Source organism: Metapseudomonas boanensis (assembly GCF_042232855.1).
Classification (GTDB): domain Bacteria; phylum Pseudomonadota; class Gammaproteobacteria; order Pseudomonadales; family Pseudomonadaceae; genus Metapseudomonas; species Metapseudomonas boanensis.
On the sequence record NZ_CP113889.1, the window covers coordinates 2,791,229 to 2,813,592 of the forward strand.

24 protein-coding genes are annotated in these 22,364 nt (G+C 63.2%); 12 read left to right on the forward strand and 12 right to left on the reverse strand.

What is annotated here, in order from left to right; all coding sequences use genetic code 11:
• Positions 1-4: 4 nt before the first annotated feature.
• The gene (locus tag OXH74_RS12855; RefSeq protein ID WP_375741504.1) at positions 5-412 is read right to left on the reverse strand and encodes an ACT domain-containing protein; all 408 of its coding nucleotides are present in this window, start codon (positions 410-412) and stop codon (positions 5-7) included.
• A 100-nt stretch (positions 413-512) separates the two neighbouring features.
• Here OXH74_RS12855 and OXH74_RS12860 point away from each other — a divergent pair, with 100 nt between their 5' ends.
• Entirely contained in the window at positions 513-1,409 is an 897-nt protein-coding gene (locus OXH74_RS12860; RefSeq protein ID WP_375741505.1) for a LysR family transcriptional regulator ArgP, read from the forward strand.
• A gap of 138 nt (positions 1,410-1,547) precedes the next feature.
• Complete coding sequence (locus OXH74_RS12865; RefSeq protein WP_375741506.1) at positions 1,548-2,558, forward strand: NAD-dependent epimerase/dehydratase family protein; 1,011 nt, start codon at positions 1,548-1,550, stop codon at positions 2,556-2,558.
• Here OXH74_RS12865 and OXH74_RS12870 read toward each other — a convergent pair.
• Positions 2,555-2,818: a hypothetical protein gene (locus OXH74_RS12870; protein ID WP_375741507.1), complete on the reverse strand. Its 264-nt coding sequence runs from the start codon at positions 2,816-2,818 to the stop codon at positions 2,555-2,557. The genes OXH74_RS12865 and OXH74_RS12870 overlap by 4 nt on opposite strands.
• 289 nt (positions 2,819-3,107) lie before the next feature.
• On the opposite strand from OXH74_RS12870, the gene OXH74_RS12875 reads away from it, so the two are divergent.
• Positions 3,108-3,950, forward strand: coding sequence for an ATPase (locus tag OXH74_RS12875; protein WP_215379749.1), 843 nt, complete (start codon positions 3,108-3,110; stop codon positions 3,948-3,950).
• Between the two features lie 172 nt (positions 3,951-4,122).
• On the opposite strand, the gene OXH74_RS12880 is transcribed toward OXH74_RS12875, so the two are convergent.
• From OXH74_RS12880 to OXH74_RS12910, 7 genes are all read right to left on the reverse strand, one after another.
• A complete protein-coding gene (locus OXH74_RS12880) occupies positions 4,123-5,430 on the reverse strand; it encodes an OprD family outer membrane porin (protein WP_375741508.1) in 1,308 nt (435 codons plus the stop codon).
• Positions 5,431-5,665: 235 nt separating this feature from the next.
• Positions 5,666-6,436 (reverse strand): IclR family transcriptional regulator, encoded by a 771-nt coding sequence (locus tag OXH74_RS12885; protein ID WP_375741509.1) that lies wholly within the window; start codon positions 6,434-6,436, stop codon positions 5,666-5,668.
• 88 nt (positions 6,437-6,524) lie between these two features.
• Positions 6,525-8,015: an amidase gene (locus tag OXH74_RS12890; protein WP_375741510.1), complete on the reverse strand. Its 1,491-nt coding sequence runs from the start codon at positions 8,013-8,015 to the stop codon at positions 6,525-6,527.
• Positions 8,016-9,347 (reverse strand): citrate-proton symporter, encoded by a 1,332-nt coding sequence (locus OXH74_RS12895; protein WP_375741511.1) that lies wholly within the window; start codon positions 9,345-9,347, stop codon positions 8,016-8,018. It abuts the gene before it with no gap.
• Positions 9,348-9,363: 16 nt separating this feature from the next.
• Positions 9,364-10,575 (reverse strand): M20 aminoacylase family protein, encoded by a 1,212-nt coding sequence (locus OXH74_RS12900; protein ID WP_375741512.1) that lies wholly within the window; start codon positions 10,573-10,575, stop codon positions 9,364-9,366.
• A 232-nt stretch (positions 10,576-10,807) separates the two neighbouring features.
• Positions 10,808-11,593, reverse strand: a complete 786-nt coding sequence (locus OXH74_RS12905; RefSeq protein WP_375741513.1) for an MBL fold metallo-hydrolase — start codon at positions 11,591-11,593, stop codon at positions 10,808-10,810.
• A 139-nt stretch (positions 11,594-11,732) separates the two neighbouring features.
• Complete coding sequence (locus OXH74_RS12910; protein ID WP_375741514.1) at positions 11,733-12,620, reverse strand: acyl-CoA dehydrogenase family protein; 888 nt, start codon at positions 12,618-12,620, stop codon at positions 11,733-11,735.
• 136 nt (positions 12,621-12,756) lie between these two features.
• Here OXH74_RS12910 and olsB point away from each other — a divergent pair, with 136 nt between their 5' ends.
• Together olsB and OXH74_RS12920 are read left to right on the forward strand one after the other, a co-directional pair.
• Entirely contained in the window at positions 12,757-13,527 is a 771-nt protein-coding gene (olsB, locus tag OXH74_RS12915; protein WP_375741515.1) for an L-ornithine N(alpha)-acyltransferase, read from the forward strand.
• Between the two features lie 7 nt (positions 13,528-13,534).
• Entirely contained in the window at positions 13,535-14,305 is a 771-nt protein-coding gene (locus OXH74_RS12920) for a lysophospholipid acyltransferase family protein (RefSeq protein WP_375741516.1), read from the forward strand.
• Between the two features lie 7 nt (positions 14,306-14,312).
• Here the strand turns inward: OXH74_RS12920 and OXH74_RS12925 are convergent, their stop codons facing one another.
• Positions 14,313-15,182, reverse strand: a complete 870-nt coding sequence (locus OXH74_RS12925; protein WP_375741517.1) for a universal stress protein — start codon at positions 15,180-15,182, stop codon at positions 14,313-14,315.
• 70 nt (positions 15,183-15,252) lie between these two features.
• A complete protein-coding gene (locus OXH74_RS12930) occupies positions 15,253-15,834 on the reverse strand; it encodes an ACP phosphodiesterase (protein ID WP_215379767.1) in 582 nt (193 codons plus the stop codon).
• Positions 15,835-15,964: 130 nt separating this feature from the next.
• Between OXH74_RS12930 and OXH74_RS12935 the strand changes: the two genes are divergently transcribed.
• The 7 genes from OXH74_RS12935 to OXH74_RS12965 all read left to right on the forward strand — a co-directional run bounded on the left by OXH74_RS12935 (position 15,965) and on the right by OXH74_RS12965 (position 21,873).
• The gene (locus OXH74_RS12935; protein WP_375741518.1) at positions 15,965-16,273 is read left to right on the forward strand and encodes an ArsR/SmtB family transcription factor; all 309 of its coding nucleotides are present in this window, start codon (positions 15,965-15,967) and stop codon (positions 16,271-16,273) included.
• Between the two features lie 44 nt (positions 16,274-16,317).
• Entirely contained in the window at positions 16,318-17,481 is a 1,164-nt protein-coding gene (locus OXH74_RS12940; protein ID WP_375741519.1) for an MFS transporter, read from the forward strand.
• Positions 17,482-17,496: 15 nt separating this feature from the next.
• Positions 17,497-18,546, forward strand: a complete 1,050-nt coding sequence (locus OXH74_RS12945) for an alkene reductase (RefSeq protein ID WP_375741520.1) — start codon at positions 17,497-17,499, stop codon at positions 18,544-18,546.
• 286 nt (positions 18,547-18,832) lie between these two features.
• On the forward strand, positions 18,833-19,417 hold the full coding sequence (locus OXH74_RS12950) for a YceI family protein (RefSeq protein WP_375741521.1): 585 nt from the start codon (positions 18,833-18,835) through the stop codon (positions 19,415-19,417).
• Positions 19,414-20,571 carry a phosphatidylserine/phosphatidylglycerophosphate/cardiolipin synthase family protein gene (locus tag OXH74_RS12955; RefSeq protein WP_375741607.1) on the forward strand — a complete coding sequence of 386 codons (1,158 nt, stop codon included), beginning with the start codon at positions 19,414-19,416 and terminating at the stop codon, positions 20,569-20,571. Before OXH74_RS12950 ends, OXH74_RS12955 begins: the two co-directional genes overlap by 4 nt.
• Before the next feature lie 302 nt (positions 20,572-20,873).
• A complete protein-coding gene (locus OXH74_RS12960) occupies positions 20,874-21,455 on the forward strand; it encodes a DJ-1/PfpI family protein (RefSeq protein WP_375741522.1) in 582 nt (193 codons plus the stop codon).
• Positions 21,456-21,570: 115 nt separating this feature from the next.
• Positions 21,571-21,873, forward strand: a complete 303-nt coding sequence (locus tag OXH74_RS12965; RefSeq protein WP_215379782.1) for a ribbon-helix-helix domain-containing protein — start codon at positions 21,571-21,573, stop codon at positions 21,871-21,873.
• Between the two features lie 4 nt (positions 21,874-21,877).
• On the opposite strand, the gene OXH74_RS12970 is transcribed toward OXH74_RS12965, so the two are convergent.
• On the reverse strand, positions 21,878-22,276 hold the full coding sequence (locus tag OXH74_RS12970; RefSeq protein ID WP_375741523.1) for a nuclear transport factor 2 family protein: 399 nt from the start codon (positions 22,274-22,276) through the stop codon (positions 21,878-21,880).
• Between the last annotated feature and the right edge of the window lie 88 nt (positions 22,277-22,364).

Genomic DNA, 22,364 nt, shown 5'->3' on the forward strand with positions numbered 1-22,364 from the left:
GCAATCACTCCGGTTGGGCGTGGGCGGCGAGCGCACGGAGCGTGGACAGTGCCCGCTCGGCATCGCGGCTGGTGACGAACAGATGGTCGTGGAAGTAGCCCGCCACCACATTGCAGCTGATGCCCGCTTGGGCCAGGGCGGCGGCGAAGGCAGCCGTCAGGCCCACGGCGCTGAGCGAGGAATGCACCTCCAGCGTGATCCAGGCAGCGACATAGTCGTAGGCCAGGTTCAGGTGGTCAGCGTCTTCGCGAGGGAGGATCACCGTCAGCCCTTCACGCTCCCAGAAGCTGCCGACAGGTTGGTTACCTTGCAGCTGTTCTGGCCCGTCCAGCGTGCAGTAGACGTATTCCCCGGGGTTGAGCCGGGGCTCCATGCTGCGGATCAGGATTGAAAGAGAGGTCTCGCCAGCCATGGGCATGTCCTGTCGTGAATGAGGTTGGATGTGGCGAGTGTGTGGCGTTGCCCTGTATAAGGAAAACAAATCATGCTGATCTCCCATTAGGAAAACTGATTTGTTCGATTACAAATTGTTGGCCGCCCTGGCCGCCGTGGTGGAGCAGGGTGGTTTCGAGCGTGCCGCTCAATTGCTGGGGCTATCGCAGTCGGCCGTTTCGCAGCGGATCAAGCTGCTCGAGGCACGCGTGGGCCAGCCGGTGCTGGTGCGCGCTACGCCGCCCGCGCCCACCGAGGTGGGCACGCGGCTACTCAACCATGTGCAACAGGTGCGGCTGCTGGAGCGTGACCTTCAACGCCAGGTTCCTGCGCTGGAGGAGGGGGGGGCACCGGAGCGCCTGCGCATCGCCTTGAATGCAGACAGCCTGGCTACCTGGTGGGCCCACGCGGTAGGTGACTTCTGTGCGGAGCAGCAGGTTCTGCTTGATCTGGTGGTGGAGGATCAGGAGGTCGGCCTCAAGCGCATGCGGGCAGGCGAGGTGGCGGCCTGTGTCTGTGCCGCCGAACGACCGGTGGCCGGGGCACGCAGCCTGATGCTGGGTGCCATGCGGTACCGCGCGCTGGCCAGTCCTGCCTTCATCGAGCGGCATTTTCCACAGGGGGTGACACCGGAAGCCCTGACCCGCGTACCGGCCATTGTCTTCGGGCCGGACGATCTGTTGCAGCACCGTTATCTGGCGTCATTGGGTGTTGAGGGCAGCTTCATCCACCACCTGTGTCCTTCCTCGGAAGGGTTTGTGCGCTTGGCCGAAGGCGGCCTGGGTTGGGGCCTGGTGCCGGAGCTGCAGGTCAGCGCGGAACTGGCCCGCGGCGAGTTGCGGGAACTGCTGCCCGGCAAACCCATCGATGTGCCGCTCTACTGGCACCATTGGCGGCATGGGGGCGATCTGCTCGGCATCCTTACCGACCACCTGGCCAGGGCTGCAGGCCGCTGGTTGGTGCCACGTCCGGCATGACTGCCTGTCGACCCTGGCGTGCGGAACATTGCTCGCGCGGGGTGTTCAGAGTCGCAGGATTGGCTCGCGATGCCACGTTCGCGGCGCGACGTGGCTGCTAGAGTCGCGAGCACAATGATAAAAGCCTGGGAGTGATCGATGAAGATTCTGGTTACAGGGGCGAGTGGCTTCATTGGCGGGCGCTTTGCCCGTTTCGCCCTGGAGCAAGGGCTGAGCGTGCGGGTTACCGGCCGACGTGCTGAAGCGACGGAGGATCTGGTCCGGCGGGGCGCGGAGTTCATGCAGGGCGACTTGTCCGATCCTGAATTGGTGCGGCGTCTCTGCACGGATGTCGAGGCTGTGGTGCATTGTGCCGGCGCGGTGGGCGTGTGGGGCAGATACCCGCAGTTCTACCAGGCCAATGTTCAAGTGACCGAGAACGTCGTCGAGGCGTGCCTGAAACAGCGTGTTCGCCGCCTACTGCACCTATCGTCGCCATCCATCTATTTCGATGGCAAGTCCCACGTGGGATTGACCGAGGAGCAGGTGCCCAAGCGGTTCTCCGACCACTATGGCGCCACTAAATACTTGGCTGAGCAGAAAGTCTTCGCCGCCGAGGAGTTCGGCCTTGAGGTCATGGCTTTCCGCCCACGCTTCGTCACCGGCGCCGGGGATACCAGTATCTTCCCCAGGCTGATCGCCATGCAGCGCAAAGGGCGGTTGTCGATCATCGGCAATGGCCTGAACAAGGTCGACTTCACCAGCGTGCAGAACCTCAATGATGTCCTCCTTAACGGCCTGCTGGCGGCGGGGTCTGCGCTCGGCAAGGCCTACAACATCAGCAATGGCAAGCCGGTGCCCCTATGGGACGTGGTCAACTATGTGCTGCGTCGGTTGGGTGTTCCTCCGGTCGCCCGGCATCTGCCGTTCGGCGTGGCATACAGCGCCGCGCTGCTTAACGAGAGCGTCTGCAAGTTGCTGCCGGGGCATCCAGAACCTTCGCTGTTCCGTCTTGGCGTTGCCGTGATGGCACGCGACTTCTCCCTCGACATCAGTCGTGCGCGACAGTACCTCGACTACGACCCGCAGGTAAGCATTTGGACCGCTCTGGATGAGTTCTGTGGTTGGTGGAAAGCCCTGCAGCCTCAGTGCCATATGGACAGCGCCTAACCGCGGAGCGGGCCGGCGTACTGGGTGTACTTGCGGATCAGTTCTTCCTCGCTCGGTGGGGGTGCTTTTAGCCTGATGCCCGTCAGTGTGCTGAGGCGCTCGCCCAGTGCGCGGGTGGCCTCCAGTTGCGATTCAGCGCAGGCATTGATCATCGATTGGATAGCGTCGGGCTGGCTGAGGCGGATATCGACGGACTGTTCGTCTCGTAGCTGACGCCGCAGTGCTTGCATGCAATCCAGGACAGCCTTGGTCAGTTCCACTCGTCTTCCCCTTATGGTTGAAGCACGCTGCGCTCTTCTGCTGAAGGGGCACGTTTTGTTGGAATCATTCAGGTCGGCCCGCTGTGCCCAGGCCGCACTGGCAAGTGGCTAGCAAGGGGCGTACCACCTGTCGGACATCGGAACCGTGCGGCGATCCGGAGGTCGATTTAAAAGCGCTGCCCCTAGGCGGTGCGTCTTGCACTGGCTTGGCGCGACGCTGATGGGCAGGTTTCGAATCGGTATACTGCCGCTCAATCGTGTTTCTGCGTTTTTCTCTGAAGGTTCCCCCATGCGTAACGATGCCCTCGATGATGTGGATGATATCCCCAGCCTGACTACTGACGCCCATGATCGCGACGAGTTCGGCCATCACCCAGCGGCAGCCGCGCCGCTGGGTTCCAGTAGTTATGGTCATCCCGCCAACAGCCCGATGGTGGTGAAGAGCGCCAGCACTGGCCCACTCTGGGCCTTGATCGGTGCCCTGGTGATCGCCCTGGGTGGCCTGGGCTGGTGGAGCTTTCAGCAGATCAGCCTGATGGAGCAGCAGCTGGTGGCCACCCAGGAAAGCTTCGCTCGCATCAGCGAGGAGGCCGCCGGTCGCATCCAGGACATCAACGGCAAGGTGGTCGCCACCGAGTCCAACGTCACCAGCGGCAGTGAGTCGCTGAAGCTGCAGATCAGACAGTTGCAGAACAAGGTGGTGGAGCTCAGCAAGCAGCAACAGAACGTTGCCGCCCAAGTCGGTAACCAGGGCAAGCGGGTCGATCAACTGGCTTCCGACTTCCGTGCCCAGCAAGGCGCCGCGGGCCAAGTGGACGGCAAGTTGAGGGCGCTGGCTGAAGAGCAGTCCCGGCTCAAGTCGTCGCAGGGTGATCTGGCCAGACTCGACGAGCGTCTAAAGGGCCTCGGTAGCGACCTGGACGTGCTGAAGAAGCAGGGCAACCCGAACCAGGCCATCAAGAGCCTCGAGCAGGACCTGCTGGTGCTGCGTAGCCAACTGGACAACCGCCCGGCCCAGGCCCAAGGCGCCAGCACGGCAGAATTCGATGCCTTCCGTGCGCAGATGACCCGTAACATCAGTGCCCTGCAGACCCAGATGCTGAACCTGCAGCAGCAGATCAATACGCGTTGAAGGCGGGATCTCCAGCCTTCACGCCCCTTTATCCCTCCCCCTACCGCCTCTCCCGTTAACGGGAGAGGCGGCCGATCGTGCAACCTGCCTGCAGCTTCTCGTAGATACAAGGTTGGCGCTGAGCGTAGCGGAGCCCGCCGACCTGCAGCACCGCATCTACCTTCGCCTGACATCAGAACTGGTAAACGTAATTCAGGTAAATCCGATTGGCGTTGTGGGTAATGATGCCCGCCGGTCCGAATGAGGTATTGAAGCGGGATATCCCGTCCGGCTCGCCCTTGGTGCGGAATTGGTTGTGCAGCCACGCCACGTTCAGACCTTTCAAATATCCGTCGAAGTTGTACTGAAGTATGCTTTGGAACTCCCTGCGTGAGAATCCGTCATAACCATCGGCGTGGTCGGAGAATGCGTAGTGGGTATCCAGTCTTAGTTGCGGAAGACCGAAAAAGGAAAAGTCCATTCCGCCCATCAGTTTGAACATTTCTTCTTCTTCCAGTCCAAAGAAGTAAAACAACTTGGCGCTGCTGTTCCAGGTTCCATGATCCTTGCTGAAGAAAAGTCGATCAAAATCATCGCCACGCACTTTGTTGTAGGTCATTCCGGCATAAAAATGGTCCGTACGGTACTTTGCCGACAGGTCGAGGTAACGCGCATCATGCGAACTCTCTGCCTCGTAAAGCCCGCGCGCACCCTCGTATTCGAAGCGATCGCCAGCGTCCTCCTGCATGCCCTGGGTGGCGTAAAGATCGAGGTACTGCCCGGGGGCCAGCTGGATACTGTGCTCCAGCTTCACCGAGGCAACCCTGAGGTAGTCCTCCGACTCGGAGTATTCGGCCTGCAGGCGGCTACCCCAAGGCATTGCATAACCCAGGGCGAAGAGCTGCAAGGCGTCGATGGTTTCTCCGCGAAAGTTCCTCAGATCGTCGGCCCAACCCGACTCATTGCGGGCACTGAAGCCGTTGATATGGCTGAAGCGCAGGGCCAGCCCGCCAAGTGTGTAGTCGAGGTCGAGGCCCAGGGTCGAGGGAGGCAGGATGCGTGATCTGGGGTCATCGAAGTATTGCGCGTAGCGACGACTCTTCTTGCCAGCCCCCAGTTGCAGTTCACCGCCTTCTCCGGCTAGGCGACCGCGCAGGTACGCTTCGACCGGCTTGGCGATGCCGTGGGGCGATTGCACCGAATTGTCGGCTTCCAGGTTGCTGATATTGTTGGCTTCGCCGCCGACATAAAGATCGTCCGCCAGGCCATAGCTGTAGTCGAAGCCCAATAGGTCCCGATACCAGCCAGAGTTGAAGTTGAATAAGGCTGCCTGCACCCATTCGTTACGCGTCGGCCCTACGCCGTCTCCATTGTTTTCTTTCCAGTAGAACTGGCTGTAACGCAGGGAAGTTCGGCTGTCATCGATGAATGCATCCGCACTCGCACTCCCCATGGCGCTCAAGCAGGCCAGGCCAGCGAGGCACTTTTGCGCAATCCGCATTTCATCACCTTCTTATTCTTCTTGAATGATGGAAAGGCCGTATAAACGGGTGTGGCCTATTGTCGATTCGGGGGAATAAAGGGCAATTGAATTGAGTTCCGCCACGCGGAATCGCGGATGATCAAATATCAAGGAAATGATTGTTCACTCGCATGCTAAAGCATTGTGAGTGGCTAATTTTCAGTGGTGGGAAGTTGGCGAAGGCTAACGAATTTTGACGCGTCTCGGCCAAGTATCAGCCTAGGCTCTGCTGCAATTGATCGATAGCTCCGGCCAGATCGACCAGATGGCGTTGGCGTACCCGCTCGACACTGTCCTGATCCCTTGGCCAGTGCAGGGCGATACTGCCGACCAGGCGCCCCTGGGCGCGTACCGGCAAGGCCACGGCGCGGATCAGGAAGGGTAGGCGGACTGCGTACTCCCAAGAGCCTTCGGTGCGCTCGCCGAAGCCCAGGTGGTGCGTCTGTTCGTGGGCTCGCAGTAAGTCGTCGCCGCACAACTGATGACGCTCGGCCAGCCGCTGGACTTCGGCGCAGTCCAGTTCCCCCAAGCACGCCTTGCCCATGGCGGAGTGGAACAGGCTGGCCTGCAGCCCCACCACCAGGCGGTTAGCGGGGTAGCGCTTGCGCAGCACATCGGGAATCGAGCTTTCCACGACGTAAAGGTCGTCGCCATCGAAGAACGACAGGTCGGCGACAAGGCCGGTGCGTTCGCTGAGCTCACGGAGCAGTGGTGCAGCTTGTTCCACCAGGCGGCTGCTGAAGCGCTGGCTGGGGTTGCCGAACAATCGCTTGGAACGCAGCTGATACCGACGGTCGCAGAGGCCGCGGTAGAGCCAGTCCTGGTCCTGCAGGGTGTGCAGTAAGCGTGACACGGTCGCCTTTGGTAGGCCGGTGAGGTAATGCAGCTCCTCCAGGCCCAGCGGGCCGTGTTCGCCCAGCAATTCGACTATGGCCAAGGCGCGCCCCACCGAGCGCACGGTCCCACCTTCGTCTTTGCCTTGCATTGCCGTCTCCAGCGCTACCCTTGATGGAATTGTCACACGGGCGCTGCAAGATGCAGGCCCGAATGAGCTGGACGCTTAGGCGATTCGCCTATCGTGCATCGCCAAGCAGCGGTGGTGGACAGTTACGCACCCACTGTGTGAGCTGCTCATGGGCGTAGGCCAGTTGCAGCACAGCGAGGTCCGCCTGGGCGCGGCCGATGACTTGCAGCCCCATGGGTAGGCCGGCATTGTTGAAGCCCACAGGGATACTGATGGCTGGCAGCCCGGCTAGCGTGGCCCCAATGACTATCTCCATCCAGCGATGGTAGGTATCCATTTCGCGTCCGCCGACTGCCCTTGGCCAGTCCAGCGATGCATCGAAAGGAAACACTTGGGCGCTGGGCAGGAGCAGGTAGTCGTAACGCTCGAAGAGCTTCATCAGCGTGCGGTACCAGTCGCTACGGTCCAACGAGGCCTTATAGACATCGTTGGCGCTCAGGCGCAGCCCACACTCCACCTCCCAGATCGCCTCCGGCTTGAGCTGGGCGCGGGTGACGGGGTTGGCGTAGGCTTGGCCCAGGCTGCCGGCGACCAGCCAGTGGCGGTGCACCAGCCAGCAACGCCATAAGCGCTCCGGGTCGAAGTCGGGGTGGCAGGGTTCAACCTCGCAGCCCAGGTCACGGAAGTCAGCGAGGGCGCTTTCACAGAGCGACAGCACGCCGTGCTCCATCGGCAGGTACCCCTTGAAATCGCCCAGCCAACCGATTCGGGTGCCCTTGAAGTCGTGCTGCAAGGGGCCCGCGAGGTCATCACTGCCGCGGATCGACAAGGGCGCGCCCGGCTCATGGCCTGTCTGGGTGCGCAGCAGCGCTGCCACGTCAGCGACGCTGCGGCCCATGGGGCCTTCGGTGGCGAGTTGCTGGGCGAACAGCTCGGGTGTAGGGCCAAAGGGCACCCGCCCAAGCGACGGACGTAGTCCGTAGATGTTGTTGAAGGCTGCCGGATTACGTAAGGAGCCCATCATGTCGCTGCCATCGGCCACCGGCAGCATGCGCAGTGCCAGGGCGACTGCTGCGCCGCCGCTGCTGCCGCCGGCGCATAGGCTGGGGTCATAGGCATTGCCAGTGGTGCCGAAGACGCCGTTGTAGGTATGGGAGCCGAGGCCGAATTCGGGCACGTTGGTCTTGCCGATGAACAGCGCGCCTGCCGCGCGAACCCGCGCCACGGCGTAGGCATCGTGCTGGGGGACCTGCTTGGCAAAGAGGGGGGATCCCATCGTCGTGTGGATACCGGCGGTAGCGGCAAGGTCCTTCACCGCCTGGGGCATACCATGCATCCAGCCCAGCCACTGGCCCTGCGCCAGTTGGCGGTCGCGCTCATCGGCCTCGGCCAGCAGTTGGTCAGCCGGTTGCAGCGAGACGATGGCGTTCACCTCGGGGTTCATCCGGTCGATCTGATCGAGATAGGCCTGCATGACCTCACGGCACGACAATTGCCGTTTACGGATCGCTTCCGATAACCGCAGGGCCTGGAGGGTGACGATTTCCTCCCGCAGCGAGCGGGTGGCTTGGGTGTAGAGGGGGGCATCGAAACGAGTCATTCAGAGGCTCCGGGCAGCAGGGGACATCAGGTTGGCGCGGCGCTGCTGGCGTTCCAGGGCCGCGGGTGCGCCTTCACGCAGGAACCAAGTGGAAATGAGGCCGATCAGCGAAGCGAACAGCACATACCAGGCCGGGGCCACCGGCGTACCGCCTAATTGGGTCAGCCAGGTGACGATGAAGGGGGCAAAACCGCCGAAGAGCATCACCGCCATGTTGTAGGCCAGGGCAAGGCCCGTTGAGCGCACGCGAGTCGGGAACTGCTCCGCCACGGCTGTGGGGGCCGGGCCATAGAACACGCCCATCATGGCGCACAGCAGCAGTTGCATGACCAGCAGGCGTTCGACGCTGGGGGCTGCGGCTACCCAGGAAAACAGTGGGTAGACCAGTAGGAAGAACGCCAGGGTGCCGGCGAACAGCACGGGGCGCCGGCCGATACGGTCGGACAGTGCCCCGGCCAGCGGGATGATCAGGGTCATCAGCGCCACGGCGAGCATCTGCACCATGAACACCTGGTCCAGCGGCAGGCCGAGTTGCTTGTGGGCGAAGGTCGGCATGTTCACCAGCACCACGTAGAAGGCCACGGTGCCGCCGATGGTGCCGCCCATGGTTACCAGCACGGCGCGGCGATGCTCGCACAGTACTTGCATCAGGCGAATGGGCTCGCCGCCTCCTTCCTGGTGAGCGTCCAGGAAGGCTTCGGTTTCCTCCATGTGGCGGCGCATCCACAAACCCACCGGGCCAATCAGCAGCCCGATGATGAAGGGGACCCTCCAGCCCCAACTGTCCAGTGCTTCCGGCGACAGGGTATGGCTAACCAGGGCCCCCATGCCGGCTCCGGCGAATACGGCCAGGCATTGCCCGAACAGCTGCCAGGCACCGTAGAGGCCACGGCGATTGGCCGGCGCGCTTTCCACCAGGAATGCAGTGGCGCTAGCGTACTCGCCGCCAGTGGCGAAGCCTTGGAGCATGCGCGCGACCACAATCAGGATCGGGCCGCCGATGCCAATGGCGGTGTAGTCCGGAGCAAAGGCGATCAGGGCAATGGCCAGCGTCATCAGCAGGATGATCAATTGCATGGCCGCCTTGCGGCCCTTGCGGTCGGCGTATAGACCCAGCAATACGCCGCCTACCGGGCGCATGAAGAAGCCGACGCCGAAAGTCGCCAGGGCCATCAACAGCGAGGCGTGCTCGCTTTCAGCGGGGAAGAAAAGCCGAGCAATGATGCTTGAGAGGAAGCCGTAGACGATGAAGTCGTACCACTCGAGGGCATTGCCGATCACGGCAGCGGTCACCTGCCGGGTACGCGAAGTTCCACTCTGGGAAGCGTGCATGGAAATTCTCCAGGAATCAGGCGTGGGTGGCAGGGGCGAAGGGATGGGGCATTGGTGCCTGTAGCCAGGTCTCGGCCAGAGCGGCCCAGTACGCGGCACCGCGGGCCAGGATCTCGTCGTTGAAGTCGTAGCCGGGGTTATGCACCATCGGTCGCCCTGCACCGCTGCCGTTGCCGATGAACAGGTAGCTGCCGGGGCAGCGCTGCAACATCCAGGCGAAATCTTCGCTGCCCATTACCTTCGGTGCGTTCTGTACCTGTTCCGCGCCTGCCAGTTCTTCGCCGATGCGCCTGGCAAAAGCCGTCTCGGCTTCGCTGTTGACCAAAGCCGGATAAGCCGGGCGATGCTCGATGCTCGCACGGCAGCCGAAGCTCTGCGTCTGGCTGTGGATAATCGCCTGTACCCGCTCCAGCACTTGCTCGCGTACCTGGGTATCCAGGGCTCGCAGGCTGAGCCGCAGCAAGGCCTTTTGCGGAATCACGTTGGCGGCCTCGCCGGCCTGCAGCGCGCCCACCGTAACCACGGCGGCCTGCTGCGGATCGACATTGCGTCCCACCACCGTTTGCAGCGCCATCACTACGCTGGATGCCGCCACCAGTGGGTCGACGCTGAGATGCGGGGTGGAGCCGTGCCCACCGACGCCTTCGATGATGACTTCCAGCAGATCCTGGGAGGCCATCAGGGGCCCGGCACGGAAGCACAAGTGGCCGGCGTCCAGTCCAGGCATGTTGTGCATGCCGAACAGGGCATCGCAGGGGAAACGCTCCAGCAAACCGTCCGCGAGCATGGCCTCGGCGCCGCCCTGACCCTCCTCGGCGGGTTGGAAAATCAGGTTCAGAGTGCCCTCGAAGTTCTGAGTGGCGGCCAGGTAGCGCGCCGCGCCCAGCAGCATGACGGTGTGCCCATCGTGGCCGCAGGCGTGCATGCGCCCGGCGTGACAGCTGCTGTAGGTGAGGCCCGTGGCTTCGTCGATGGGGAGTGCATCCATGTCCGCGCGTAGGCCCAGGGTGCGGGGGCCGCTGCCACTGCGCAGCACACCGACCACGCCGGTGTGGCCGATACCGGTGTGCACTTCATAACCCCACTCGCGTAGCAGCTGGGCTACGAGGGCCGCGGTGCGTTGTTCTTCGAAACCCAGTTCAGGGTGGGCGTGGATATCCTGGCGCAGTGCCTTCAGGTCGTCGGCGACGTCATTGAGCCAGGCCTGGATGTGCGCATGGTGAGCCATGTCGTTCTCCTTATGGCCGGATTGGAGTCCGGTCTTGTTGATCGGGGCCGCGGATGCGTCGGCACCGGCGCGGCTGGCCATCAGATAACCGCGAGCGGGAAAGGAGGACAACGAAAGCCGGTTCCACAGGGTGGAACCGGGGCGCAATGACCTGGGATTGCAGGGGTATGGCGAATCAATTCAATGCAGGACGACTCTGAAGCGTCCCACGGTGCAGGGGGAACCAGGGGAGCTAGCGAGGCAGGCGGTAGTCCTCAGGCCCCATCAGGTCCATACCGCACTCGAGGTTTTCGATCCAGTAGAGGAAGGCGCTGATCATCTCGCGGCCCACGAAGGGGCGACCGTGTTGCGGCACGATCATTTCCACATCCATCCCGCGCACCATATCGACCCAGAGCCGGCAGATCTTGTTGCTGGCCATATAGCGGCGGTGAAAGCCCTCCATGTTCGGTACATGGTTGACGAAGTCGCGCACGGGAGTGGCGTCTTCCACCAAGGACGCGCCCATGTCGCCGGAGAAGAGGATACGGCTGACCGGGTCGTAAAGCTGGAAGTTGCCCACCGAATGGAGGAAGTGCGCCGGTACTGCTTTCAGTTTGCACTTGCCCAGTGTGATCGACTCCCCACGGTCGGGAAGGGCGATGATCCGGTCATAGGTGGAGATGCCGTGGCTGATGGCCAGGTAGTTGGCTGTGAGGTGCGGCAGGAAGCGCGCCCAGAGCTTGGAGCAGATCACTCGGGCGCGGGTATGCAGCAGCCATTTGGCCAGGGAGGCGATGATGTCCGGGTCCTGGTGTGAGGCGAAGATGTAGGTGAGGTCCTGCACCGGGATGTGCTTGGAAAGCTCAAGGGACAGCGGTGTGTAGGTCAGGTCTCCGCCCGGGTCGAGCAGCAGGTACTGCTCATTGTCGGTTATCAGGAACTGGTTGGATTGCACGCCTTCGCCGCTGACCAGATCGTCGAACATCAGGCATTGGTGGGTGCCGTTGTCGAACAGCACGATAGGCTCGCGGCGCATGGAAACCTCAGATGAAAAAACGACGCGCAGATGTAAGGCATTTCTGAAGGACGAGTGCTGATCCAGATCAAGGCACCGGATAACTGGGGACGACCCGTCAATCGCCCCTAGATGGGTATCCATCCTGCAACTCAAGCTCTCATCCGAGCCCTAACGACGACAGCGCCTTCTCCAGCCGCTTCGCCCTCGGGCCGCTGGCGATGTCCAGCACACCCTGGTCGCGCTTCCAGAGCTTCGCCCATGCGTCAGGTCCGCTGGCAAACGCCGCGTCCAGTTCGCTCTTGATTGCCTGGAACTGGGCGAACAGCGCCGCAAGCAACACATGCATGGCGGGCATGTTGGCGCACTGCCGAGCGACTTCAGCGGCTCCGGCCAGCAGGCCGAGAAGGCGCAGCTGCAGCGCCTGCGGCCAGGCACATTCGCGGCCGACACCATGTAGCCACGCACAGAGCGCGGCCAGTACGTGGAGATCCTCAAGGCTGCGGAAGGGCTTCACGTAGGCTTCCCAGCCGTCGCCCGCCAGGCGCTCGCAATGGGCGCCTTCCAGAAGCAGGCGTGCATGGGGCACCTCTGGCATCAGCGGCAAGGGCTTCAGCGGCTCGATGCGTACGCCAGGGGCGCCGTTGCGTACCACCACCAGGGCCAGGCGAGGTGACTCGCCAGCGGCTTCCTCGCGCGCCGCCACCAGCAGCCAGTCAGCCGCATTGGCGGCGGTCACGAAGTCCTTGCGCCCACTCAAGCTGAGGCCGTCGAGCCGCGTCTGCATGTCCGTCGGGCGCACACTGCGGTTCTCGGTCACGCACAACGCGCCCAGGCTCTGCGGTGCGGAGGGCCAGAGCAGCCGCAGCGCACCCTGGTAACCGGCGAGAAAAGCCATGCCAGGTGTTGCCGCCAGGCGACCGCCCAGCACAGCCAGCTCAAATGGCGTCACCTCGCCCAGGCGTTCCAGCAACTCGCCGTAGGCATCATCCAGGACCGGGTTCAGGGGCTGGCGATCGGTGATCTCGAACAGGCGTTGCCAGGGCATGGGGGGCTCCTAAAGGGTTGTCATACAAGCATCATGCGAACGTCATGGGGGTGACACCGGGTCTACCTAGCCTGAGCTTGCACAACAAGATCGTCCGGCTGCAACCGGGATCGAGTCGGCCAACGGAGGCTTATTCATGACCCAGATCGCCATGACCCGCGACAGCGTCGCACCCAACGGGAAAAGCCCACGTCGCCTGCAGGCCGAGCGCCTGAAGGGTATCGCTGCCATGCGGGAGGCCCAGTCGCTGCGCTACCGCGTGTTCAGCGCGGAGTTCGATGCCAAGTTGAACGGTGCCGAGTTCGGCCTCGACATGGATGACTACGATCCACACTGCCTGCACATCGGCGTACGCGACCTGGACAGCGGTGAGCTGGTGGCGACGACCCGCCTGCTCGACCATCGGGCCGCCCACGACCTGGGCCGCTTCTACAGCGAAGAGGAGTTCCGCCTCGATGGCCTGGGCGAGTTGCAAGGGCCGGTGTTGGAGATCGGTCGCACCTGCGTCGATCCAGCTTATCGCAATGGCGCCACCATTGCCGTGCTCTGGGGCGAATTGGCTGAAATCCTCAATGAAGGCGGCTATCGCTACCTGATGGGGTGCGCGAGCATCCCGATGCAGGATGGCGGCGTCCAGGTCCAGGCGATCATGCAGCGTCTGCGCGAACGCTATCTCTGCACCGAACACTTGCGTGCCGAGCCCAAGAATCCGCTGCCGGAGCTGGAGCTGCCGGGCAACGTGATTGCTGAAATGCCGCCGTTGCTCAAGGCTTACATGCGCCTGGGGGCGAAGATCTGTGGCGAGCCCTGCTGGGACCCCGATTTCCAGGTGGCGGATGTATTCATCCTGCTCAAGCGCGACGAACTCTGCCCGCGCTACGCCCGCCACTTCAAGGCGGCGGTTTGAAGTGGGAATGCTCAAGAGCCTGCGCTTCCAGGGGCGAGTCGCCCGATTGCTGGCCGTGATCGGTGTTGGGATGCTGCTGGCGGGTTGGATGGCGATCCTCGAGCGCCTGCTGCGACGTGACCTGATGCCCACGCGGCAGCGCCTCACTCGTTGGTTCCTGGCGCGCTTGAGTGGGGCGCTGCCGTTTCGCATCCATGTCGTCGGAAATGTTCCGCAAGAGCCGATGCTCTGGGTCAGCAACCATGTGTCCTGGACAGATATCCCGCTGCTGGGGGCGCTGGCGCCGCTGTCGTTCCTGTCCAAGGCCGAGGTACGTGCCTGGCCGGTGGCAGGGTGGCTTGCGCGCAAGGCGGGTACGCTGTTCATCCGTCGCGGGTCGGGCGACAGCGGGCTGATTGGCCAGCAGTTGGGACGTCACTTGGGCCTGGGACGCCACCTGCTGATCTTCCCTGAGGGCACGACCACGGACGGCAGCGGTTTGAAGGTTTTCCACAGTCGCCTGCTCACCAGTGCGGTAGAAATCGGCGTGGCCGTTCAGCCTGTAGCAATTCGTTACCTGCGCGACGACCAACTCGACGAGGTGGCGCCCTTCATCGGAGACGATGATCTGCTCTCGCATCTGCTGCGGTTGTTGCGCAGCGAGCGGTCCGAGGTCCACATCCAATTGCTGGAACCCATCGCCAGTACGGGGCTCAGCCGCACCCAGTTGAGCCTACGCGCCAGGAAAGCTGTTCAACTGGCGCTGTTTGGTGAAGAAGAGAAGGACATAGCAGCCTGAGCGCTACTCAGCGCTTGGCAGGCGGCACTGTAAGGATGTCGCATTCAAGTTCGCGCATCGCTGCGTCGGCGACGCTGCCGATCATGATGCGCTTGACGCCCGTGAGCCCGCGCGTGCCCATCACCAGTAGGTCGGTGGGCGTATCGTTCACGAGGCGGCGCAGTACGGTCATGGGCAGGCCTTCCTCGACCAGGCGCAGCCCAACCTGGGACTCCAGTCCTTCCCGGTGCAGGAACTCCTCCAGCTCACGGGTAATCCGAGTGCGTTCAGCGGCTGCATAGTCGCCCGGAATCGCTGCAGGCGCGCCCGGCGCACCGGCAGCCAGTAGCATTGTGCTGCCAAGAGGGTCGAAGGCATGCACCGTCCGCACGCCCGAGTCTGGCAGCAGACCCAGGTTCTGGCTGGTGCGCACAGCATGGGCAGAGGTGGAGGAGCAGTCGACGGCGAGCAGTGGGGCCTTGTAGTCCCCCTCGGGCACTTGGTTGACCAGCAGCACCGGAACCTGACTGGTGCGGATCACGCGCTCCAGCGTGGTGCCAACGAAAATATCGCGCAGCGGATTCTTGCGGTGGCTGCCCATCACCAGCAGCTCGACCTCGGACCAGCGTGCGCAGTCGCCGATGTGTTGCGCCGGGTCGCCGACCTCAACCCAGATCTCGGGCTCGCGGCCGGCCAGTTCCGAGAAGTAATCCAGACGCTCGGCGAGATACCGGCGTACCTGCTCGACCTCCAGTTCGACGCGGAGTTGTGGCTGGTCGCCATCGACCACGTGAAGGATGAACCACGGGCAATCGAACCGCCGGACCAGGTTGGCGGCGCGCAGGAGCGCTCGTTCGGAGCGATTGGAAAGATCGGTCGCCAGCATCAGGGATTTCATGGAGCACCTCACCAGCCAAAGTGACTTTTATCATTGCACTGCAACCGCTGGCCGGGGCCCTTGATTCAGATCAAGCGCGGGCCTTGGCGTCCTGCGCAAATGCCTGGAGTTCAGGGTAGAAGCACTGGAAATCTTCGCTCAGCGGCTGGTAGAGCCGCTCCAGCTCGTCCATGGCGCCGGCCAGCGCTTCGGGGCGGGATAGGCGTCGGCTCATGCCCTGGATGACCTGCTCGAGTACGGCGAAATCCCGGTAGCTGCCGAGCCAGTCCTGGGCCGCCATGCGCGGCGCGATCAGCGCCAGCCGGCCAGGCAGGTTCGCTTCGGCACCGAGCACCTGGTAGACATTGTGGGTGAAGAGGGTGAGCGGTTCCGGTGCGTAGAGCGGCCAGTCGCGGGCCAGGCAGTGGTCGAAGAAAATATCCAGGAGGATGCCGGCCATCCGCCGACGCTCGGCGGGAAAGCGCAGTTTGGCCTGAGTGATGAGCGGGTGGCTGTCGGTGTAGGCGTCGATGCGCCGATGCAGGCGGATGCCCGCCTCGATTTCCGTGGGCCAGTTTCCGGCCAGCGGGCCTTTGACGAAGTCGCCATAGAGGCTGCCGAGCAATTGGGCCGGCTGCGAGCCGCCGAGGTGCAGGTGTGCGAGGTAGTTCATGGGAGCAGCTTAACCCAGCCCTTGAGGTTTCATCATGCCGGTCGATGATGACTATCGGCGCAAACGATCTGCGTATCGTCTTTCATCGATATAAAGTTCGTTCCATTGCGATATACGTACCGGCCCAGACATGAGCACGACCATCGACATCGACGAAATCATCAAGGCGCTCTCCCATCCGCTGCGCCGCGAGATGCTGCTCTGGTTGAAAGACCCGGAGAAGTACTTCGTCGAGCAGGACCACCCATTCGAGATCGGCGTCTGCGCCGGTAAGTTCGACCAGCGCTGCGGGCTTTCGCAGTCCACAGTCTCTGCGCACCTGGCCACGCTGCAGCGAGCGGGTCTGGTGACCAGCCGCAAGGTGGGCCAGTGGAACTTCTTCAAGCGCAACGAGGCGGTCATTGCTGAATTTCTTCGCCAGATGAGCGACGAGCTGTAACTGCAGCACCTGCCACAACCTCATTTTGATCAAGGAGCAGGCTCATGCCGACTTCGCTTCTCGTCCTCGCTTTGTCCGCGTTTGCCATCGGCACCACGGAATTCGTCATCATGGGCCTGTTGCCCGAGGTGGCCGCCGATCTGGGTGTGTCCATTCCTGGCGCCGGCTGGCTGGTCACCGGCTACGCCCTGGGCGTAGCCATTGGTGCGCCCTTCATGGCCATGGCCACTGCCAGGCTGCCTCGCAAGGCGGCGCTGCTGGCGCTGATGGGTGTCTTCATCATAGGTAACCTGCTCTGCGCCATTGCCGCTGACTACGACCTGTTGATGTTGGCGCGGGTCATCACGGCACTCTGCCATGGTGCCTTCTTCGGCATTGGTTCGGTCGTGGCTGCAAGCCTGGTACCGGCCAATCGCAAGGCCTCTGCCGTGGCCCTTATGTTCACCGGTCTGACCCTGGCCAATGTCCTCGGCGTGCCGCTCGGCACAGCCCTGGGTCAGGCTGCCGGCTGGCGCTCGACCTTCTGGGCCGTGACCCTGATCGGTGTGGCTGCCCTGATTGGCCTCTGGCGCGTGCTGCCTCGGCAGGCCGATGAGGAGCCGGCGGATATCCGCAGTGAGTTTTCTGCACTACGCGGGGCAGGCCTGTGGCTGGCGCTGTCGACCACCGTGCTGTTTTCCGCTGCCGTGTTCTGCATCTTCACCTACGTGGCGCCGTTGCTGGGCAAGGTCACCGGCGTTTCGCCCCAGGGCGTCACCTGGTCCCTGCTGCTGATCGGCCTGGGCCTGACCCTCGGCAATGTGATTGGCGGCCGCCTGGCCGACTGGAAGCTGACGCCGACCCTGATGGGCGTGTTCGTTGCCCTGGCCGTGGCATCCACCGTGTTGAGCTGGACCAGCGCCGCGCTGATCCCCACGGAAATCACCCTGTTCCTCTGGGCCACCGCCGCCTTTGCCGCCGTGCCGGCCCTGCAAGTCAACGTGGTCGCCTTCGGTAGCGCCGCGCCGAATCTGGTCTCCACCCTGAACATTGGCGCTTTCAACGTCGGTAACGCCCTCGGCGCCTGGGTCGGTGGCCTGGTCATCGACCAGGGCCTTGGCCTCACCACTGTTCCCCTGGCTGCTGCCGTGCTGGCGATCTTCGCCCTGGTGGCCACCGTTCTCACCTTCAGCAACCGTAATCCCGAGCTGCAAGCGGCTCTCGACTAACCCGAGGTAAACGACATGCCCACGCTCTTCGACCCGATCAAGATCGGCGACCTGGAACTCGCCAATCGCATCATCATGGCGCCGCTGACCCGCTGCCGCGCCGACGAAGGCCGCGTGCCCAACGCGCTGATGGCCGAGTACTACACCCAGCGCGCTTCGGCCGGCCTGATCATCAGTGAGGCCACTTCGGTGACCCCGCTCGGCGTCGGCTACCCGGACACCCCCGGCATCTGGTCTGCCGAACAGGTGAAAGGCTGGAGCAACATCACCAAGGCCGTGCATGCCAACGGCGGCAAGATCGTGTTGCAACTCTGGCACGTTGGCCGTATCTCCGACCCGAGTTATCTGGGCGGAGAAGCCCCGGTTGCACCCAGCGCCATCGCTGCCAAGGGCCATGTGAGCCTGTTGCGCCCGATGCGCGACTATCCTGTGCCCCGCGCGCTGGATACCGAGGAGATCGCCGATGTCGTCGAGGCCTACCGCATCGGCGCCGAGAATGCCCTGGCGGCCGGTTTCGATGGTGTCGAGATCCACGCCGCCAATGGTTACCTGCTCGACCAGTTCCTGCAGGACAGCACTAACAAACGTACCGATCAGTACGGCGGCTCCATCGAGAACCGCGCGCGCCTGCTGCTGGAGGTGACCGATGCGGTGATCCAGGTCTGGGGCGCCGGGCGCGTTGGCGTGCATCTGGCCCCGCGTGCGGACTCCCACGACATGGGGGATTCCGACCGTGCCGCCACCTTCGGTTATGTCGCCCGCGAGCTGGGCAAACGGGGCATCGCCTTCATCTGCGCCCGCGAGAAGGAAGGCGAGGACAGCCTCTCGCCGCAGCTCAAGGAAGCTTTCGGCGGCGTGTTCATCGCCAACGAGCGCTTCACCAAGGGCAGCGCTGAAGCCTGGCTGGAAAGCGGCAAAGCCGATGCGGTAGCCTTCGGCATACCCTTCATCGCCAACCCGGACCTGCCTGAGCGCCTTCGTCTGGATGCGCCGTTGAACGAGCCGAAGCCGGAAACCTTCTATGCCTCGGGCCCAGTGGGTTATATCGACTATCCGCGTCTGTAATGACTCATGGCGGGTGGGTTGCGTCCTGTCGGGCGCAACCCACTGACAAGTCATGCCTGAAAGCTGCGGCCCGGACTGAAGCCCGGGCCGCAGCGCTCCTTGTGTCACTTACTCGATCACGGCTCCCCGCAAGCATCGGACGCCATCCTCTGGTAGTTTGGCTGCCATTGATTGTCAGCCCGGCCGGGTTCTTGCCGGGTTTGGCGGAACCTGGCTCCGGCATGTGTGACCAAAGGTGCCGGGCCGGAGTCTCTCCGCCGTCAGCGACATGCCAAAGGAAGCCTGCATGCACAGATCGATACGCACCACATTCTTCGCGCTCCTGGGCGCCTTGGCCCTGCCGGCCCATGCGAGCTGGTACCTGGACAACGAGTCATCCCGGATATCCTTCATTTCCACCAAGGCTGGCAACCTCTCCGAGGTTCATCGTTTTCTCACCCTGCACGGCAAGATCGCCGACAACGGCAACGCCAACCTGCGTGTCGAACTGGAATCGGTCAGCACGGGCGTGCCATTGCGTGATCAGCGTCTGCGAGAGCAATTCTTCGATATCGCCAGGTTTCCCAACGCCGAGATCAGCGCCCAGCTCGATCTTCGTCCGATCACCGACCTTGCCCCAGGGGCCCAGTTGGAGCTGAGCTTGCCGTTGACGGTGAAGCTCAAGGACAAATCGCAGGCATTCAACGCCGAGCTGCTGGCCACGCGCCTTGATGATCGGCGCTTCCAGGTCGTGACCCTGGCTCCGCTGGTGCTGCAAGTCGAGCGGTTCGGCCTGGCCGATGCCATGGAGGGGCTGCGCAAGATTGCCGGCGTGCCGAGTATCAGCCTGTCGGTTCCTGTGGGTGCGGTGCTGATCTTCACGGCGCGCTGATGGGGCAGATATTTCCCTGGAAGTCCGGCAACCGCTTCGAACTGCTGATCGACGGCCAGCAGTTCTTTCCGGTCATGCTCACCGCCATCGCCCGGGCCGAGCACCAGGTAGCCCTGGAGCTGTACCTGGTGGAGGATGGCCATTGTAGCAAGGCGCTGGTGGATGCCCTGTGCACGGCGGCCGTTCGCGGGGTGCGGGTGCGTTGTCTGTTCGATGGCTTCGGTAGCCTGCGCCTGGGGTCCGCCTTTCGTAATCGCCTGCTGGCGGCCGGGGTTTTGTTGCAGGTTTACAACCCGTTGCGCTGGCGCCGCGGCGTGCGCAACTTCCACCGTGATCACCGCAAAATACTGGTGGTGGATGACCGCGTCGCCTATGTCGGCGGCACCGGCTCGACCGATGAGTTCTGGAACCCGGTCAAGCAGACCAGCCTTTGGCACGAGGTGATGGTGGCGGTGGAAGGACCGTTGGTGGCGCACTGGCAACTGATCTTCGACTACCAATGGCTGGCCAGCTTGGGCCGGCATCCCTGGAAGCCGGAAGAGGCACCAGGGCTGGCGCACCTGCCGCCATATCCACCGATGGGTGAGGGGTTGGGCCGCGTGGCTTATGCGAACGCCCGCCAACACCGGGACATCGTTCAATCGCTGGTCCGTAGCATACGCACCGCGCGGCAACGCGTGTGGCTGGCTACGCCTTATTTCCTGCCCAGCTGGAAGGTGCGTCGCGCCCTGATCAAGGCGGCTCGGCGTGGTATCGAGGTCCGATTGCTGCTGACCGGTCGGCGTACCGATCATCCGCCGGTGCGCTTTGCCGGGCAGCGTTATTACCCCCGTCTGCTGCGTTCCGGTGTGCGGATATTCGAGTACCAACCGCGCTTCCTGCACCTGAAGATGGTGCTGGTCGATGAGTGGGTGAGCGTCGGCTCGTGCAACTTCGATCACTGGAACCTGCGCTTCAACCTAGAGGCCAATCTCGAGGCGCTGGATCCTACCCTGACGGCCGCCGCTGATGCCTGCATGCGCCAGGATTTCATCGACAGTCGCGAGATCAGCATTGATGACTGGCAGGCCCGGCCCTGGCACAAGCGGCTGCGTCAAAGGCTTTGGGGCTGGCTGGACCGACTGGTGGTCAACCTGCTGGACCGGCGCCGCTGACCCACACTTTCGACGGGCGGGCCGCCGAACGAGGGTAACGGGTCACTGCAGTTGGTGGGCGAGGAGCTGGGGCGCAGTGAGGTCATGGCAACTCACGAGGTGCAGCCCAGAGAGCGTTTCGCTGCCAGCGGCAAGCCCGTGCGCCCACAGCGCAGCTTCTGGCGCCGTGTCAGTCGCGTCCTGGACAAGATCGGCATCTGGGATGTCCTTGTAGTAGGGGCCTATTACCCGCTGCCGATCCGGCCTGTGGATAATTGGCTAACCTTTGAAGCCCCGGGGCTTCCACTTCAGGAGGATGCGAGATGGCCGCGAAAAAGATTCTGATGCTGGTCGGCGACTATGCCGAAGACTACGAGACCATGGTGCCGTTCCAGGCCCTGCTGATGGTCGGCCACAGCGTGCATGCGGTGTGCCCGGACAAGGTGGCCGGGCAGAGCGTGCGCACCGCGATCCATGATTTCGAGGGTGACCAGACCTACAGCGAGAAGCCAGGCCACAACTTTGCCCTGAACTTCGACTTCGCCAAGGCCAAGGCCGACGATTACGACGCGCTGCTGATACCCGGTGGCCGCGCCCCTGAATACCTGCGCCTGAACCCGAAGGTGCTGGAGCTGGTGAAGGCCTTCGACAAGGCCGGCAAACCCATCGCGGCCGTCTGCCACGGAGCCCAGTTGCTGGCGGCTGCGGGCGTCCTGGAGGGGCGCGAATGCAGTGCCTATCCGGCCTGCGCGCCGGAGGTTCGCCTGGCTGGCGGCAGCTATGTGGATATTCCGGTCGATGGCGCGCATGTGCAGGGCAATCTGGTTACTGCCCCCGCTTGGCCGGCGCATCCCGCCTGGTTGGCAGGGTTCCTCAAACTGCTCGGCACGCGGATCGAGCTGTAGCCCAGTGGGTGGACGGGGACCCAGTCGAACCTGCGATGCCGCTCGTGCAGGTTGGGCTGACCCCTGGCGAGGCCCAACAATCCCATGCACGCATTTCGAGCCCAGGAGGCGCGCCATGTGCGAGCTCTACGTCAAGGCCGATCCGATCCTATACGAGTCCCGCTCGCGCTCACTGCGCATTCGCGGGGTGGTGACCACACTGCGGTTGGAGAACCAGTTCTGGGACATCCTGCGCGAGATCGCTGAGGTTGATGGCATGACCACCAATCAGCTGATCACCAAGCTCTACGACGAAGTGATGGACTACCGTGGCGAAGTGGTGAACTTCGCCTCGTTCCTGCGCGTCAGCTGCACCCGCTACCTGGCCCAGCGCCGCGCCACGCTGCATGAAGTGCCGAAGGCGCGGATGCAGGGCTAGCATCTCAACAGACCTGCTCGATCCACTCGTTCAGGTTGTAGTAGTTGGTCACGCGGGCGATTCTGCCGCAATGGATGTGGAAGAACGCGCCTGCCGGCAGCACGTAGGTCTGCCCCTTTGCCGGCGGCAGACCCTCGTCATCGGCCAGGTACTGGCCATGCACCACGAACTCGGCGGCGGCGCGGCTGCCGTCGGCATTCTGCATGACCACGATGTCGGACAGGCGCTCCTTGTAGCAGCGGTTCATCTTGTCCATGAAGGCGGCAAACGCTGCCTTGCCCATCTGCCGCTCGCCCTGGTTGATGTCATGCACCACGTCTTCGCTGAGCAAGGCGAGGAAGGCCGGCATGTCGCCAGCGTTGAAAGCGTTGTAATAGGCCTGTACCAATTCGGTTGCGGTCATGGTTCGTTTCCTGTCGCAAAGGGGGCAGTCGTCACCTGCCGGGCATGATAGGGTCTTGCCGCTTACCCGGCTTAGCCAGGGGCGTCAT

Bases quoted from the DNA above. Each gene is read 5' to 3' on its own strand.
- OXH74_RS12895 (WP_375741511.1), bottom strand. From the start codon at position 9,347: ATGCACGCTTCCCAGAGTGGAACTTCGCGTACCCGGCAGGTGACCGCT.
- OXH74_RS12855 (WP_375741504.1), bottom strand. From the start codon at position 412: ATGGCTGGCGAGACCTCTCTTTCAATCCTGATCCGCAGCATGGAGCCC.
- OXH74_RS12920 (WP_375741516.1), top strand. From the start codon at position 13,535: ATGCTCAAGAGCCTGCGCTTCCAGGGGCGAGTCGCCCGATTGCTGGCC.
- OXH74_RS12965 (WP_215379782.1), top strand. From the start codon at position 21,571: ATGTGCGAGCTCTACGTCAAGGCCGATCCGATCCTATACGAGTCCCGC.
- OXH74_RS12960 (WP_375741522.1), top strand. From the start codon at position 20,874: ATGGCCGCGAAAAAGATTCTGATGCTGGTCGGCGACTATGCCGAAGAC.
- OXH74_RS12890 (WP_375741510.1), bottom strand. From the start codon at position 8,015: ATGACTCGTTTCGATGCCCCCCTCTACACCCAAGCCACCCGCTCGCTG.
- OXH74_RS12945 (WP_375741520.1), top strand. From the start codon at position 17,497: ATGCCCACGCTCTTCGACCCGATCAAGATCGGCGACCTGGAACTCGCC.
- OXH74_RS12880 (WP_375741508.1), bottom strand. From the start codon at position 5,430: ATGCGGATTGCGCAAAAGTGCCTCGCTGGCCTGGCCTGCTTGAGCGCC.
- OXH74_RS12940 (WP_375741519.1), top strand. From the start codon at position 16,318: ATGCCGACTTCGCTTCTCGTCCTCGCTTTGTCCGCGTTTGCCATCGGC.
- OXH74_RS12905 (WP_375741513.1), bottom strand. From the start codon at position 11,593: ATGCGCCGCGAGCCTATCGTGCTGTTCGACAACGGCACCCACCAATGC.
- OXH74_RS12875 (WP_215379749.1), top strand. From the start codon at position 3,108: ATGCGTAACGATGCCCTCGATGATGTGGATGATATCCCCAGCCTGACT.
- OXH74_RS12925 (WP_375741517.1), bottom strand. From the start codon at position 15,182: ATGAAATCCCTGATGCTGGCGACCGATCTTTCCAATCGCTCCGAACGA.
- OXH74_RS12930 (WP_215379767.1), bottom strand. From the start codon at position 15,834: ATGAACTACCTCGCACACCTGCACCTCGGCGGCTCGCAGCCGGCCCAA.
- OXH74_RS12970 (WP_375741523.1), bottom strand. From the start codon at position 22,276: ATGACCGCAACCGAATTGGTACAGGCCTATTACAACGCTTTCAACGCT.
- OXH74_RS12885 (WP_375741509.1), bottom strand. From the start codon at position 6,436: ATGCAAGGCAAAGACGAAGGTGGGACCGTGCGCTCGGTGGGGCGCGCC.
- olsB (WP_375741515.1), top strand. From the start codon at position 12,757: ATGACCCAGATCGCCATGACCCGCGACAGCGTCGCACCCAACGGGAAA.
- OXH74_RS12935 (WP_375741518.1), top strand. From the start codon at position 15,965: ATGAGCACGACCATCGACATCGACGAAATCATCAAGGCGCTCTCCCAT.
- OXH74_RS12950 (WP_375741521.1), top strand. From the start codon at position 18,833: ATGCACAGATCGATACGCACCACATTCTTCGCGCTCCTGGGCGCCTTG.
- OXH74_RS12865 (WP_375741506.1), top strand. From the start codon at position 1,548: ATGAAGATTCTGGTTACAGGGGCGAGTGGCTTCATTGGCGGGCGCTTT.
- OXH74_RS12900 (WP_375741512.1), bottom strand. From the start codon at position 10,575: ATGGCTCACCATGCGCACATCCAGGCCTGGCTCAATGACGTCGCCGAC.
- OXH74_RS12910 (WP_375741514.1), bottom strand. From the start codon at position 12,620: ATGCCCTGGCAACGCCTGTTCGAGATCACCGATCGCCAGCCCCTGAAC.